The sequence below is a fragment of the Enterobacter cancerogenus genome (assembly GCF_019047785.1).
Lineage (GTDB): Bacteria > Pseudomonadota > Gammaproteobacteria > Enterobacterales > Enterobacteriaceae > Enterobacter > Enterobacter cancerogenus.
The window spans coordinates 1,381,571-1,395,569 of the sequence record NZ_CP077290.1; the positions used below are offsets into that span (position 1 = coordinate 1,381,571).

Below are 13,999 nucleotides of genomic sequence, written 5' to 3' on the forward strand. Positions count from 1 at the left end.
GCGGGTGACAACATGCCGCCTCCTCTCCCTTTCGGGAACGGAGACCAGGGGATGCGGCGCGAAAAGCAGGACGTACAATGAATAAGAAGATTCACTCCCTGGCCTTGCTGGTCAACTTAGGGATTTACGGCGTCGCGATGCCTGCGCTGGCTGACGACACCGCCGCCAGCGCGCAGCACGAAGACACGATGGTGATCACCGCCGCAGAGCAGAACCTGCAGGCACCCGGCGTATCAACCATCACGGCTGATGAAATCCGTAAAAACCCGCCCGCTCGCGACGTCGCCGAAATCATCCGCACCATGCCGGGCGTCAACCTGACCGGTAACTCCACCAGCGGCCAGCGCGGCAACAACCGTCAGATCGACATTCGCGGCATGGGGCCGGAAAACACCCTGATCCTGATCGACGGCAAGCCCGTTACCAGCCGCAACTCGATCCGACTCGGCTGGCGCGGTGAGCGCGATACCCGCGGTGACACCGGCTGGGTGCCGCCAGAGATGATCGAACGTATCGAAGTGATCCGCGGCCCGGCTGCAGCCCGCTACGGTAACGGTGCGGCAGGCGGCGTGGTGAACATCATCACCAAAAAATTCGATGACCAGTGGCATGGCTCCTGGAACACCTACCTGAACGCCCCGGAACACAAGGACGAAGGGTCTACCAAGCGCACCAACTTCAGCCTGAGCGGCCCACTGGGCGGCGACTTCAGCTTCCGCATGTTTGGTAACCTCGATAAAACCCAGGCCGATGCATGGGACATTAACCAGGGCCATCAGTCCGACCGTACCGGTGCCTACGCCGACACGCTGCCGGCAGGCCGTGAAGGGGTCGAGAACAAAGACATCAACGGCGTGGTGCGCTGGGACTTTGCGCCTATGCAGTCCCTGGAGTTTGAGGCGGGCTACAGCCGCCAGAACAACCTTTACGCCGGCGACACCCAGAACACCAACAACGACAACAGCTCAAGCGGCCTGGTGAAGAAAAACTACGGTAAAGAGACTAACCGTATTTATCGCCAGAACTTCGCGGTGACCTGGAACGGCGGCTGGGATAACGGCATTACCACCAGCAACTGGGCGCAGTACGAGCACACCCGCAACTCGCGTCTGGGTGAAGGCCTGGCGGGCGGCCTTGAAGGTCTGTTCAACAGCAATAAATTCACCGACACCGACCTGGCCGACGTGATGCTGCACAGTGAGATCAACCTGCCAATTGATTTCCTCGTCAACCAGAACCTGACGCTCGGCACCGAGTGGAACCAGCAGCGTATGAAGGACTCGACCTCTAATACGCAGGCCCAGCAGGGCGGCACCATTCCCGGCATGAGCGACGATCGCAGCCCGTACTCCTCGGCGGAGATCTTCTCGCTGTTTGCCGAGAACAACATGGAGCTGACCGACAGCACCATGCTGACCCCGGCGCTGCGCTTCGACCATCACACCATCGTTGGCAACAACTGGAGCCCGTCCCTGAACCTGTCGCAAGGTCTGGGCGACGACTTCACCCTGAAGATGGGTATCGCGCGCGCCTATAAAGCCCCGAGCCTGTATCAGACCAACCCGAACTACCTGCTGTACAGTAAAGGCCAGGGCTGCTACGCAAGTTCCGACGGCGTGGGCTGCTACATGATGGGTAACGACGATCTGAAAGCCGAGACCAGCATCAACAAAGAGATTGGCCTTGAGTGGAAACACGACGGCTGGCTGGCCGGTGTGACCTGGTTCCGCAACGACTACCGCGACAAGATTGAAGCGGGCTATGCACCAATCGGCCAGACATCCACCAGCAAAGTGACCACCGATATCTATCAGTGGGAAAACGTGCCGAAAGCGGTGGTAGAAGGTCTTGAAGGCTCCCTGAACGTGCCGGTCAGCGACACGATCAACTGGACCAACAACATTACCTACATGCTGCAGAGTAAGAACAAAGAGACCGGCGACCGTCTGTCGATTATCCCGGAGTACACGCTGAACTCTACGCTGAGCTGGCAGGTGCGTCAGGACGTCTCCCTGCAGTCGACCTTCACCTGGTACGGCAAGCAGCAGCCGAAGAAGTACAATTATAAAGGCCAGCCGGTTACCGGGTCTGAGAAAGACGAAGTCAGCCCGTACAGCATTGTTGGCCTGAGCGCGACCTGGGACGTGACCAAAAACGTCAGCCTGACCGGCGGCGTGGATAACGTGTTCGACAAGCGCCAGTGGCGCGCGGGGAATGCCCAGACTACCGGCAACGCCACTACCGGGGCGTATATGTACGGGGCGGGTGCCTATACGTATAATGAACCAGGCCGAACCTGGTACATGAGCGTGAATACGCACTTCTAAGGTGAACGCAAAACGGCAACTTCGGTTGCCGTTTTTAATTTTTGCTCTTGTTTTTGAGGGAGAGTGCCCGGGTGGCGCTATCAGGCCGCATGTTCCCCCTCACCCCTACCCTCTCCCCTAAGAGGAGAGGGAGTTGATAGAGCGAGCGGGGTTTCGTTTCTCTCCCTCTCCCTCTCCCTGTGGGAGAGGGTCGGGGTGAGGGCATCAGGCCGCACTATTCCACAACGTCAGGACAAAAATATGCGCACCACCCACTCCACATTTCGTCTTGCCGGACACGCGGTCCATCAAATCATCTTCAACCCTGCAACCGTCACCGACGCCGATCTTCTCTGGCTCCCCCATCACAATACGCTGGCTCACGCCGCGCCCAAACGGAAAGCCGAACACCTGGCCGGCCGCCTCGCCGCCGCCCATGCCCTGCGGGACTACGGCATCATATCCATACCGGCTATCGGCAGCAGCGGGGAGCCGCTGTGGCCTGTCGGCGTGACGGGCAGCATCAGCCATACGGCCACGCGGGCGCTGGCCATTGTCACGCAAAGCGGGCTTACGGGTATCGACGGGGAAATCATCCTCGCGGATGACGAAGCGGAAGAGATCAAAGACGGGATAGTGAGTCCCGCCGAGGACGCGTTGCTGCGCCACACCGCCCTGCCGTTTGCGCAGGCGCTGACGCTGGCGTTTAGCGCCAAAGAGAGCCTCTTTAAGGCGCTGTTTTCACAGGTTCACGCGATGATGGGCTTTGAGAGCGCCCGCGTCACGGCGCTCGACAAGACGAGCCTGACGCTGGCGCTGACCCGCCCGCTGGCGGGGTTTGCGCAGGATGATGCCTTCATGCTGTACTGGCTGCGCGACGGCAACACGCTGATCACACTGCTCCCGCCCGTTCCCGCCGCTTCGCGCTAACGCTGGTTGCCGCAAAGGTGACAATAAACACCAGCGCGAACAGCACCACGATGGTCGGCGCGGGCGCGCTGTCGAGAAAGAACGAGAGATATACCCCGCTGACCGACACCAGCCCGGAGACCGCCACCGCCACCAGCAGTGCGACGTGGAAGCGTCGGGTGAGCAGCACCGCAATCGCCCCCGGGGCAATCAGCAGTGAAATCGACAGGATGATCCCCACCGCTTTCAGCGTGGCGACAATGGTCAGCGAGACCATGCACAGCAAGCCGTAGTGCAGCCAGCGCGTGCGTAATCCGCTGGCCTGCGCCTGCTGATAATCAAAGCAAAACAGCAGAAACTCCCGCCACTTCACGCCGATAACCAGCGCGATGAGCGCGGCGACGATGCCGCTTTGCAGCATGTCCGCCCCGTTAATGCCCAGCATATCGCCAAACAGAATATGGTCGAGGTGCACTTCCGGCTTCACGGCTATGTACAAAATCAGCCCGGCGGCGAACATACCGGAAAAGACGATGCCCATCACGGTGTCCTGCTTGATGCGGCTGTTGTCCTTGAGATAACCCGTTGCTACCGCGCAGAACAACCCGGCGACAAAAGCCCCGACCGCCAGCGGCATACCGGCCATCCACGCCAGCACCACTCCGGGGAAGACCGCGTGGCTCATGGCATCTCCCATCAGCGCCCAGCCCTTCAGCACCAGGAACACCGATAGCAGCGCGCAGGGAACGGCGACCATCAGCGAAATCAGCAATGCGTTGTTCATGAACGCAAACTGGAAGGGTTCTAATAACAGGGTCATCATGGCTGTACCTCCAGCGCCGCACGCGCCCGTCGGCGGTTAGCCAGTACGCCGTGCTTCGGCGCGAAGACAAACGCCAGCAGAAACAGCAGGGTCTGCGCCACCACGATAATGCCGCCGGTCGCGCCGTCGAGATAATAGCTCGCCCACGCGCCGAGGAAGCTGGTGATACTCCCGATGGCAACCGCAATCATCAGCAGCCGCGGGAAACGGTCCGTGAGCAGCCACGCCGTCGCGCCGGGGGTCACCACCAGGCAGATAACCAGGAATGCGCCGACGGTTTGCAGCGCCGCCACCGTCGAGACCGCCAGCAGCGTGAAGAACAAAATCTTCAGCCGTTCCGGACGCAGGCCGATCGCCCGCGCGTGGTTCTCATCGAAAAAGGTGACCATCAGATCCTTCCATTTGAACAGCAGGACCAGCATCGATACCACGCCGATGATCGACAGCTGGAGGATATCTTCCGGCGCGATGGCGAGGATATTGCCCAGCACGATAGTCTGGATGTTCACGGAGGTGGGGTTCAGAGACACCATAAACAGCCCCAGCCCGAAGAAGGAAGAGAAGATCAGGCCGATTATCGCATCCTCCTTCAGGCGGCTGCGCTGGTTAAGAAACAGCATACTGCCCGCCGCCAGCCCGCCGGATAAAAATGCCCCGAGCGAAAACGGCAGCCCGAGCATATACGCTCCCGCAACGCCCGGCACAATCGAGTGCGACAGCGCATCACCGATCAGCGACCAGCCTTTGAGCATCAGGTAGCACGAGAGAAACGCGCACAGCCCGCCCACCATCGCCGAGACCCACATCGCGTTGAGCATGTACTCATAGCCAAACGGTTCCAGCAGCGCGTTCATGCTCCCTCCCGGCGGTGCGTGACAAAGGGCCGCTCGTCATCGGTGATGATGCGCTCCTCCGAGCCGCTCAATACCACGTGGCGCAGCACGCCGCTAAACGCGCGCTCAAGGTTCTCTGCGGTGAAGGTGGTTTCCGTCGGGCCGCTCGCCAGCACGGTGCCTTTGACCATCACCGTGTAATCGCAGAATTCGGTCACGGACCCCAGGTTGTGGGTCGACACCAGCAGGGTTTTGCCCTCGTCGCGAAGCTCGCGGAGCAGGCCGATGATTTTAGCCTCGGTTTTGACGTCCACGCCGGTAAACGGCTCGTCGAGCAGGATCACCTCCCCCTGCTGGGCGATGGCGCGCGCCAGGAAGATACGTTTCTTCTGCCCGCCGGACAGCTCACCAATCTGCCGGTGGCGCAGATCGAGCATATCGACACGCTCCAGCGCCTGCGCCACGATGCGCCGGTCGTTCTCTTTGGGACGGCGCATAAACCCCATGTGGCCGTAGCGCCCCATCATCACCACGTCCTCAACCAGCACCGGAAATGACCAGTCGACCTCCTCGGATTGCGGAACATAGGCCACCAGATTCTTGCGCAGCGCCAGCGAGGGCGTCATCCCGAGAATGGAAATCGTACCCGTGGCGCGCACAAAGCCCATCACCGCCTTAAACAGCGTCGATTTACCGGACCCGTTCACCCCGACCAGGGCGGCAATCGACCCGCCCGGTACGCTGAACGACGCTTCGCGCAGCGCAGTATGGCCGTTGCGGTAGGTGACGGTGACGTCCTTTACGACAATCCCCTCGTGCATAGTTACTCCTTCATGCCGTCGCGGATGCCCTGTACCAGGGTGCGGGTGGTGACGTTCAGCAGGTCAAGATAGGTCGGCACCGGGCCGTTTTCCGCGCTCAGGGAGTCCACGTACAGCACGCCGCCGTAGTGGATACCCGTTTCGCGCGCCACCTGCCGTGCAGGTTTGTCGGAGACGGTGCTTTCGCTGAATATCGCCGGAATGTGATACGTCTTAACGCTGTCGATGACCTTACGCACCTGCTGAGGCGTGCCCTGCTGATCGGCGTTGATCGGCCAGAGATACAGCTCCTTCAGCCCCAGATCCCGGGCGAGATAGGAGAACGCCCCTTCGCTGGTCACCATCCAGCGCTTGTCTTGCGGGATCTCCGCCACCTGCTTGCGCAGCGGCTCAAGGGTGCGGGTGATTTTCTGCTTGTAGGCCTCGGCGTTGCGGGCATAGGTATCGGCGTTAGCCGGATCGTATTTCGCCAGCGCGTCGCGGATATTGTCGACGTAGATCAGCGCGTTATCGGGTGACATCCACGCATGTGGGTTCGGTTTACCATTATACGGCCCTTCGGTAATGCCCATCGGCGTAATGCCTTTCGTCACCTCCACTTCCGGCACACCGTTGAGGTGCTGATAGAAGCGCTTAAACCACAGTTCAAGGTTCATGCCGTTCGAGAGGATCAGCTGCGCCTTCTGAGCGCGCTTGATGTCGCCCGGCGTCGGCTGATACTCATGGATTTCCGCGCCCGGTTTGGTGATAGAGGTGACCTCTGCGGCGTCCCCTGCCACGTTTTTCGCCATATCAGCGATAACGGTAAAGGTGGTGATGACCTGGAACTTTTCAGCCGCTACCGCGCCAGTGGTGGTCACGGCGGTAAACAGCGCGCTAAGCAGCAGTCTTTTCAATCCTTGCAGTGGGTGCATCGCAGACGTCTCCTGATATGGTTAAAATCAAAGCATAATTAGCCCGTGCTATATTGTATAGCACAGGCTATATTTAAATGAAAATGGTTATCATTAAAGTTATGTCAGCAAAAGGATTAGAAAAGGCGGGAGTCTTGACGGCGTTTAACTGCGCCTGATGGCGCTTCGCTTATCAGGCCTACGGTAAGGGAGTTCAGGCCAGGTAAATCATGGTCACCACCCGACAGAAAGCGGTTTATTGCCCAGCAAGCGCGCTGTAAAACGCAGGGTTATCACGAATCGCATTAAGGACTTTCGCTGCCAGCCCCGTTGGGTTACGACGTTTAGACTCCCAGCTTTTTATGGTATCAACGCTAGTGCCGAGCGCCTTTGCCATTTCGCTTTGCGTAACATTAAGCTGTTCTCTGATTGCACGAACATCGGCGACTTCATAGCGGGTGACTCGGGAGGGTGTTTTTTTTCCGCTATGGATCTCAACAGCCTCTTCAAGCGAAGATTTCAGTTCTTCAAAAATACTCATTCTCAACCTCCACTTACCTGATTGGGGTACATAGTACACCTCTCATCAAGGGCATTGGAAGCAGTATTTCTAAGAACAGAGGTGAGCTTTTTAAGCTGTGCTTTTTCTGTCTCTGTCAGAGTGTCCTTCGTATTTTTTGGATAGGCCATGATGAGATAAATCACCTCTTCCGTGGCCAAAAAGTAAATGACTCTGGCACCTCCTCTCTTCCCCTTTAACCCTGCGGCCATCCTTATTTTACGCAAGCCTCCGGTATGCTGGATCACGTCACCTTTATCAGGCCAGGCAATGAGTTCCTTTTGGAGATCCTTTAATTCATCATCCGAAGCAATACTTTTGATCTGCCGGGTAAAAAGTGACGTCTCGATAAATTCTAACGCGTGGCTCATTCATGATTCCTTCCCTGAATGCAGCAAAAGCCTGAATGCATCAACATCAGGCTTTTACTGCAATATGACTCGTCCGGGAGCCATATTGCGCCTTACCACTGTATTTATACACAGTCTAAAAGTATTTTAAGAATCCGTTTAGACATCCGGGAACATCACGCTATTTCCCGGCGCTTCCCTGTGCAGGTGGATAAAGTTCAGGTGCCGTTCATACTGATCCAGAATGTCTGTAATCACCTGCTCCTTGCTGTAATCCATCAGGTCATTGCCCTGACTGCCTTCCAGCAGGAACGTCTCAAGCCGGTAGTAGGTCGATTTCCCGCTACGTGCGCGATAGGTAAACCCAGGCACGGAATACTGCTGCGGCCAAATCTGGTAGACAAAGTTCTGCTCGTCGCCCATATGCACCAGCAGATCCAGGTGCCCCAGGGTTTCGCCCTCTTCCGGCGGCAGGCTTTTCAGCTCGACGTGCGCGCCGCGCAGCTTCAGCTCCTGGGCCACCTCTTCCATTGCCGGGAAGCAGACCGTCTCCATCATCTGTTTGGTGTAACGCGTGCCGGGGTAGTTCATCAGGCGCGACAGGCGTTTTTTCCAGCTCAGGCGGTCCTGCGAGCCCATCGGGCGCGGGGCGGTGTCGCGGCTGGCGCTTTCGCGGCGGTAGTCCTCTACCTTCAGCGATTTGTACAGCCCGGCCATCACGAAGAAGATAACAAAGCTGAACGGCAGCCCCATGATCACCGTGGTGTTCTGCAGGGCGGAAATACCGTTGGTCATCAGCATGCCGAGCGTCAGCAGGCCAATGGCGACCGACCAGAAGATGCGGATCCAGTTTGGCGCGTCGCTGTTGATGTCCTTCAGCTTCGAGGTGAAGTTCCCCAGCACCAGCGCGCCGGAATCCGCCGAGGTGACGTAGAACAGCAGGCCGGTAATGGTCGCCACGGAGGCGCTAAAGGTAAACGCCGGATACTGCGCCAGCAGGCTGTAGAAGCCGCGCTCCGGGTGCGCCATCGCCTCCTGGGCAAACGCCGCGTCGCCGTGAATAATCTCGTGCAGCGCGCTGTTGCCGAACACTGACAGCCACAGCAGCGTAAAGGTGAACGGGATAATCAGCGTTCCCAGCACGAACTGGCGGATGGTGCGCCCGCGCGAAATACGCGCCAGGAACAGGCCGACAAACGGCGACCAGGCCACCCACCACGCCCAGAAGAACAGCGTCCAGCTGTTCATCCACTCCACCGGGCGGTCAAAGGCGAAGCTGTTCAGCGTCATGCCCATAAAGCGGTTCACGTAATCGCCGACGTTAAGCACCAGCGCGTTGAGCAGGAACGAGGTGTCGCCCATAAACAGCACGAACAGTATCAGCCCCAACGCCAGCGCGACGTTCAGCTCGGAGAGCACGCGGATCCCTTTATCCACGCCGGAGGTAACCGAAATGGTGGCGATAATCACCGACAGCGCAATCAGCGCCGCTTTGGCCGCCATCGAATCCGGAATATCAAACAGCACGCTCAACCCGTAGTTGAGCTGCACCACGCCAATCCCCAGCGTGGTGGCGATGCCGAAGATGGTACCGATCACCGCCGCGATATCCACGGTATGCCCAATCGGCCCGTTAATTTTTTTGCCGAAAATCGGATAGAGCGCAGAGCGGATGGTCAGGGGCAAATTATAACGATAGCTAAAGTATCCGAGCGCCATCCCCATCAGGGCGTACATCGACCAGCCGGTCAGGCCGTAGTGGAACAGCGTCCAGACCATCGCCTGGCGCGCGGCCTCAATGGTCTGCCCCGCCCCTTCCGGCGGCTGCATATACTGTGTCACCGGCTCGGCCACCGAGAAGAACATCAAATCGATACCGATGCCTGCAGCAAACAGCATGGCGGCCCAGCTCAGCAGGCTAAATTCGGGCTTTGACTGCTCTGGCCCGAGCTTCACCGAACCGAAGCGCGAGCAGGCAATGCACACCACGAAGACGATATAGAGCGTCGCCGCCAGCAGATAGTACCAGCCGAAGGTTTTCGACACCCAGTTGAGGGTGCGCCCGATCCACTCGGCAGAAAAATCACGAAAGAAGATCGTCGTCAGGGAAAACAACAAAATCAGCCCGGCGGAAGTATAAAAAACGACCGGGTTGATTTTGTCTTTTTCTCTGTCCTGTGAAAGGTCTGTCATCCAGTATCCCCACTGTTTTTGTAACTATTGAAATCCAAATCCGCAACAATTAAGACACATTTTATATTGAACGTCCAATCAAAAACCGCTTTAATGTATTACCAACGCTGATGAATGGAGTGGCAAAAATGCCCAAACTGGGGATGCAGCCGATCCGGCGCAGGCAGCTGATCGACGCCACGCTGGAAGCAATTAATGAAGTGGGAATGCACGACGCCACCGTGGCGCAGATCGCCCGCCGGGCGGGGGTATCCACGGGGATCATCAGCCACTACTTCAAAGACAAAAACGGCCTGCTGGAAGCGACCATGCGCGACATCACGGGCCAGCTGCGCGACGCGGTGCTGAACCGCCTGCACGCCTTGCCGCACGGCAGCGCCGAACAGCGTTTGCAGGCAATTGTCAGCGGCAACTTCGATGAAACCCAGGTCAGCAGCGCAGCAATGAAAGCCTGGCTGGCCTTCTGGGCGAGCAGCATGCACCAGCCGATGCTTTACCGATTGCAGCAGGTGAGCAGCCGCCGCCTGCTGTCGAACCTGGTGTACGAGTTTCGTCGTGAACTGCCGCGTGACCAGGCGCAGGAGGCAGGCTACGGGCTGGCGGCCCTGATCGACGGGCTGTGGCTACGCGCTGCCCTCAGCGGCAAACCGCTGGATAAAACCCTGGCCCAGTCGCTCACCAGCCACTTTATCAGCCAGCATTTACCGACCGATTAACCGAGGAGAAAGTATGTCCCGAATGGCAGAACAGCAGCTTTATATCAATGGTGGTTATACATCCGCCACCAGCGGTCGCACCTTCGAGACCATCAACCCGGCCAATGGTGACGTCCTGGCGACGGTGCAGGCCGCAGGTCGCGAGGATGTCGATCGCGCGGTAGAAAGCGCACAGCGCGGGCAAAAGATCTGGGCGGCGATGACCGCTATGGAGCGTTCGCGCATTTTGCGCCGCGCCGTGGAGATCCTGCGCGAGCGTAACGACGAGTTGGCAAAACTCGAAACGCTGGATACCGGTAAAGCGTTTTCTGAAACCAGCACCGTGGACATCGTCACCGGTGCGGACGTGCTGGAGTACTACGCGGGGTTGATCCCGGCGCTGGAAGGCAGCCAGATCCCACTGCGTGACACCTCGTTCGTTTACACCCGTCGCGAGCCGTTAGGCGTGGTGGCGGGGATCGGCGCGTGGAACTACCCGATCCAGATCGCCCTGTGGAAATCCGCGCCGGCGCTGGCGGCGGGCAACGCGATGATCTTCAAACCGAGCGAGGTCACCCCGCTCACCGCCCTGAAGCTTGCCGAAATTTACACCGAGGCGGGCCTGCCGGACGGCGTGTTTAACGTCCTGCCGGGCGTCGGGGCAGAAACCGGCCAGTTCCTGACCGAACATCCGGGCATCGCGAAGGTCTCCTTTACCGGCGGCGTCGCCAGCGGCAAAAAGGTGATGGCAAACTCGGCGGCCTCGTCCCTGAAAGAGGTGACGATGGAGTTGGGCGGCAAATCACCGCTGATTATTTTCGACGATGCGGATCTCGATCTCGCGGCAGACATCGCCATGATGGCCAACTTCTTCAGCTCCGGCCAGGTGTGCACCAACGGCACCCGCGTGTTTGTGCCTGCGAAATACAAAGCCGCATTTGAGCAGAAAATTGTCGAGCGCGTGGGTCGCATCCGTGCGGGCGATCTGTTCGATGAAAACACCAACTTTGGCCCGCTGGTCAGCTTCCCGCACCGCGACAACGTGCTGCGCTACATCGCCAAAGGCAAAGAGGAAGGCGCGCGCGTACTGTGCGGCGGCGACGTGCTGAAAGGTGAAGGCTTTGACAACGGCGCGTGGGTGGCCCCGACCGTGTTCACCGACTGCACCGACGAGATGACCATCGTGCGCGAGGAGATCTTCGGGCCGGTGATGTCCATTCTCACCTATCACACTGACGAAGAAGCCATTCGTCGCGCCAACGACACCGACTACGGCCTGGCGGCGGGCATCGTCACCGCCGATCTGAACCGCGCCCACGGTGCAATCCACCAGCTCGAAGCGGGCATCTGCTGGATCAACACCTGGGGTGAATCCGCTGCGGAGATGCCGGTCGGCGGCTATAAACACTCCGGCATTGGCCGCGAGAACGGGGTGATGACGCTCCAGAGCTATACCCAGGTGAAGTCCATCCAGGTTGAGATGGGTAAATTCCAGTCCATATTTTAACCGGGAGGTTTATTTGCAATTTGACTACATCATTATTGGAGCCGGCTCTGCCGGCAACGTGCTGGCAACACGACTGACTGAAGATCCGAACACCACCGTACTGCTGCTTGAAGCGGGCGGCCCGGATTACCGTTTTGACTTCCGCACCCAGATGCCCGCCGCGCTGGCGTTTCCGCTGCAGGGCAAGCGCTACAACTGGGCGTATGAAACCGAGCCAGAACCGTATATGAACAACCGCCGCATGGAGTGCGGACGCGGTAAAGGGCTGGGCGGCTCATCGCTGATCAACGGCATGTGCTACGTGCGCGGTAACGCCATGGATCTGGATAACTGGGCGAAGGAAGCCGGGCTGGAGCACTGGAGCTATCTCAACTGCCTGCCCTACTACCGCAAGGCGGAGACGCGCGACGTGGGGCCGAATGACTACCACGGCGGCGACGGTCCGGTGAGCGTTACCACCTCCAAACCGGGCGTGAACCCGCTGTTTGAGGCGATGGTGGAAGCGGGCGTGCAGGCGGGTTATCCGCGCACCGACGATCTCAATGGCTACCAGCAGGAAGGCTTCGGGCCGATGGATCGCACCGTCACGCCGCAGGGCCGACGCGCCAGCACGGCACGCGGCTATCTGGACCAGGCGAAACCGCGCCCGAACCTGACCATCCGTACTCACGCCATGACCGATCACATTATCTTTGACGGCAAACGTGCGGTGGGCGTCGAGTGGCTGGAGGGCGAAAGCACTATCCCGTCGAAAGCAACGGCGAACAAAGAAGTGCTGCTGTGCGCGGGGGCGATTGCCTCTCCGCAGATCCTTCAGCGTTCCGGCGTGGGCAACGCTGAACTCCTGAAGCAGTTCGACATTCCGCTGGTGCATGACTTACCCGGCGTGGGTGAGAACCTGCAGGATCACCTGGAGATGTATCTCCAGTACGAGTGCAAAGAGCCGGTCTCCCTCTACCCTGCCCTGCAGTGGTGGAACCAGCCGAAAATTGGCGCGGAGTGGCTGTTTGGCGGCACCGGCGTGGGCGCAAGCAACCACTTCGAAGCGGGCGGGTTTATCCGCAGCCGCGAGGAGTTCGCGTGGCCGAATATTCAGTACCACTTCCTGCCGGTGGCGATTAACTACAACGGCTCGAACGCGGTGAAAGAGCACGGTTTCCAGTGTCACGTCGGCTCCATGCGCTCGCCGAGCCGCGGGCACGTGCGGATCAAATCCCGCGACCCGCATCAGCATCCGGCGATCCTGTTTAACTACATGTCCCACGAACAGGACTGGCAGGAGTTTCGCGACGCGATCCGCATCACCCGCGAGATCATGCACCAGCCCGCGCTGGACAAATACCGTGGCCGGGAAATCAGCCCGGGCGTGGAGTGCCAGACCGACGAGCAGCTGGACGAGTTCGTGCGTAACCACGCTGAAACCGCCTTCCACCCGTGCGGCACCTGCAAGATGGGCTACGACGAGATGGCGGTGGTAGATGGCGAAGGCCGTGTTCACGGGCTGGAAGGGTTACGCGTGGTGGATGCGTCGATCATGCCGCAAATCATCACCGGCAACCTGAACGCCACCACCATTATGATTGGCGAGAAAATTGCCGATGCGATCCGCGGGCGCGAGCCGCTGGCGAAAAGCACGGCAGCCTATTATGTGGCGAACGGCGCACCGGTGCGCCGGTAACGTGCCGAGGGGCTTGCTAACGCAGGCCCCTGTTACCGCTTAATCGTTAACGCACGAGGCGATCGTCCGGTCAATGTCCGCGCTGGTCTGTTTCGACCCCGCAATCAGGGTGATGCTAATCCCCTTCTCCCCCGTCAGCTGATACATATCTATCTGCGCAATCCGCTCGCCCCCTTTCTCAATATCAAAAAAGTTAGGGCTGTCCCGCTCGGGAATAATGGTTTCCACCTCATACCCCGCGGCGCTAAGCAGATTTCGCATACAGATATAGTGCCCCTCCAGCCCCGTTTCTGCAGATGCGTAATAGGATTGATACACCGCGGAATTGCCGAAGGGATGCAGCACGCCGCATGCCGTCAGGATCGTGGCGAAGACGATCAAACACACAAATCTCATGTTATTTCCCGTTACGTAATGCGCCCCTGAACCACT

Annotated in this window: 13 protein-coding genes; 5 read left to right on the forward strand and 8 right to left on the reverse strand. The window is 59.0% G+C overall.

Annotation, left to right across the window (positions count from 1 at the left end; genetic code table 11):
* Positions 1–77 precede the first annotated feature (77 nt).
* Together I6L58_RS06465 and entD are read left to right on the forward strand one after the other, a co-directional pair.
* On the forward strand, positions 78–2,327 hold the full coding sequence (locus tag I6L58_RS06465) for a TonB-dependent siderophore receptor (RefSeq protein WP_006177068.1): 2,250 nt from the start codon (positions 78–80) through the stop codon (positions 2,325–2,327).
* 240 nt (positions 2,328–2,567) lie between these two features.
* Positions 2,568–3,236 (forward strand): enterobactin synthase subunit EntD, encoded by a 669-nt coding sequence (gene entD / locus I6L58_RS06470; RefSeq protein ID WP_088207726.1) that lies wholly within the window; start codon positions 2,568–2,570, stop codon positions 3,234–3,236.
* Here the strand turns inward: entD and I6L58_RS06475 are convergent.
* From I6L58_RS06475 to betT, 7 genes are all read right to left on the reverse strand, one after another.
* On the reverse strand, positions 3,199–4,038 hold the full coding sequence (locus I6L58_RS06475; RefSeq protein ID WP_088207727.1) for a metal ABC transporter permease: 840 nt from the start codon (positions 4,036–4,038) through the stop codon (positions 3,199–3,201). The two genes, entD and I6L58_RS06475, sit on opposite strands and share 38 nt — an antisense overlap.
* Entirely contained in the window at positions 4,035–4,892 is an 858-nt protein-coding gene (gene sitC, locus I6L58_RS06480) for an iron/manganese ABC transporter permease subunit SitC (RefSeq protein ID WP_006177065.1), read from the reverse strand. Before sitC ends, I6L58_RS06475 begins: the two co-directional genes overlap by 4 nt.
* On the reverse strand, positions 4,889–5,692 hold the full coding sequence (gene sitB, locus I6L58_RS06485; protein ID WP_088207728.1) for an iron/manganese ABC transporter ATP-binding protein SitB: 804 nt from the start codon (positions 5,690–5,692) through the stop codon (positions 4,889–4,891). Before sitB ends, sitC begins: the two co-directional genes overlap by 4 nt.
* A 2-nt stretch (positions 5,693–5,694) precedes the next feature.
* A complete protein-coding gene (locus I6L58_RS06490) occupies positions 5,695–6,606 on the reverse strand; it encodes a metal ABC transporter substrate-binding protein (protein ID WP_088207729.1) in 912 nt (303 codons plus the stop codon).
* Positions 6,607–6,841: 235 nt separating this feature from the next.
* Entirely contained in the window at positions 6,842–7,126 is a 285-nt protein-coding gene (gene nadS, locus I6L58_RS06495; RefSeq protein WP_088207730.1) for a NadS family protein, read from the reverse strand.
* A gap of 2 nt (positions 7,127–7,128) precedes the next feature.
* A complete protein-coding gene (locus I6L58_RS06500) occupies positions 7,129–7,515 on the reverse strand; it encodes a type II toxin-antitoxin system RelE/ParE family toxin (RefSeq protein ID WP_088207731.1) in 387 nt (128 codons plus the stop codon).
* Positions 7,516–7,653: 138 nt separating this feature from the next.
* Entirely contained in the window at positions 7,654–9,687 is a 2,034-nt protein-coding gene (gene betT, locus I6L58_RS06505) for a choline BCCT transporter BetT (protein WP_006177060.1), read from the reverse strand.
* 128 nt (positions 9,688–9,815) lie between these two features.
* Between betT and betI the strand changes: the two genes are divergently transcribed.
* Genes betI through betA form a run of 3 tightly spaced genes read left to right on the forward strand, consistent with a single transcriptional unit; the run spans position 9,816 to position 13,567 of the window.
* The gene (betI, locus tag I6L58_RS06510) at positions 9,816–10,403 is read left to right on the forward strand and encodes a transcriptional regulator BetI (RefSeq protein ID WP_042320939.1); all 588 of its coding nucleotides are present in this window, start codon (positions 9,816–9,818) and stop codon (positions 10,401–10,403) included.
* Positions 10,404–10,416: 13 nt separating this feature from the next.
* Positions 10,417–11,889, forward strand: coding sequence for a betaine-aldehyde dehydrogenase (gene betB / locus I6L58_RS06515; protein WP_088207732.1), 1,473 nt, complete (start codon positions 10,417–10,419; stop codon positions 11,887–11,889).
* Between the two features lie 13 nt (positions 11,890–11,902).
* A complete protein-coding gene (gene betA / locus I6L58_RS06520) occupies positions 11,903–13,567 on the forward strand; it encodes a choline dehydrogenase (RefSeq protein ID WP_006177057.1) in 1,665 nt (554 codons plus the stop codon).
* Positions 13,568–13,606: 39 nt separating this feature from the next.
* On the opposite strand, the gene I6L58_RS06525 is transcribed toward betA, so the two are convergent.
* Positions 13,607–13,963: a hypothetical protein gene (locus I6L58_RS06525; protein ID WP_006177056.1), complete on the reverse strand. Its 357-nt coding sequence runs from the start codon at positions 13,961–13,963 to the stop codon at positions 13,607–13,609.
* Between the last annotated feature and the right edge of the window lie 36 nt (positions 13,964–13,999).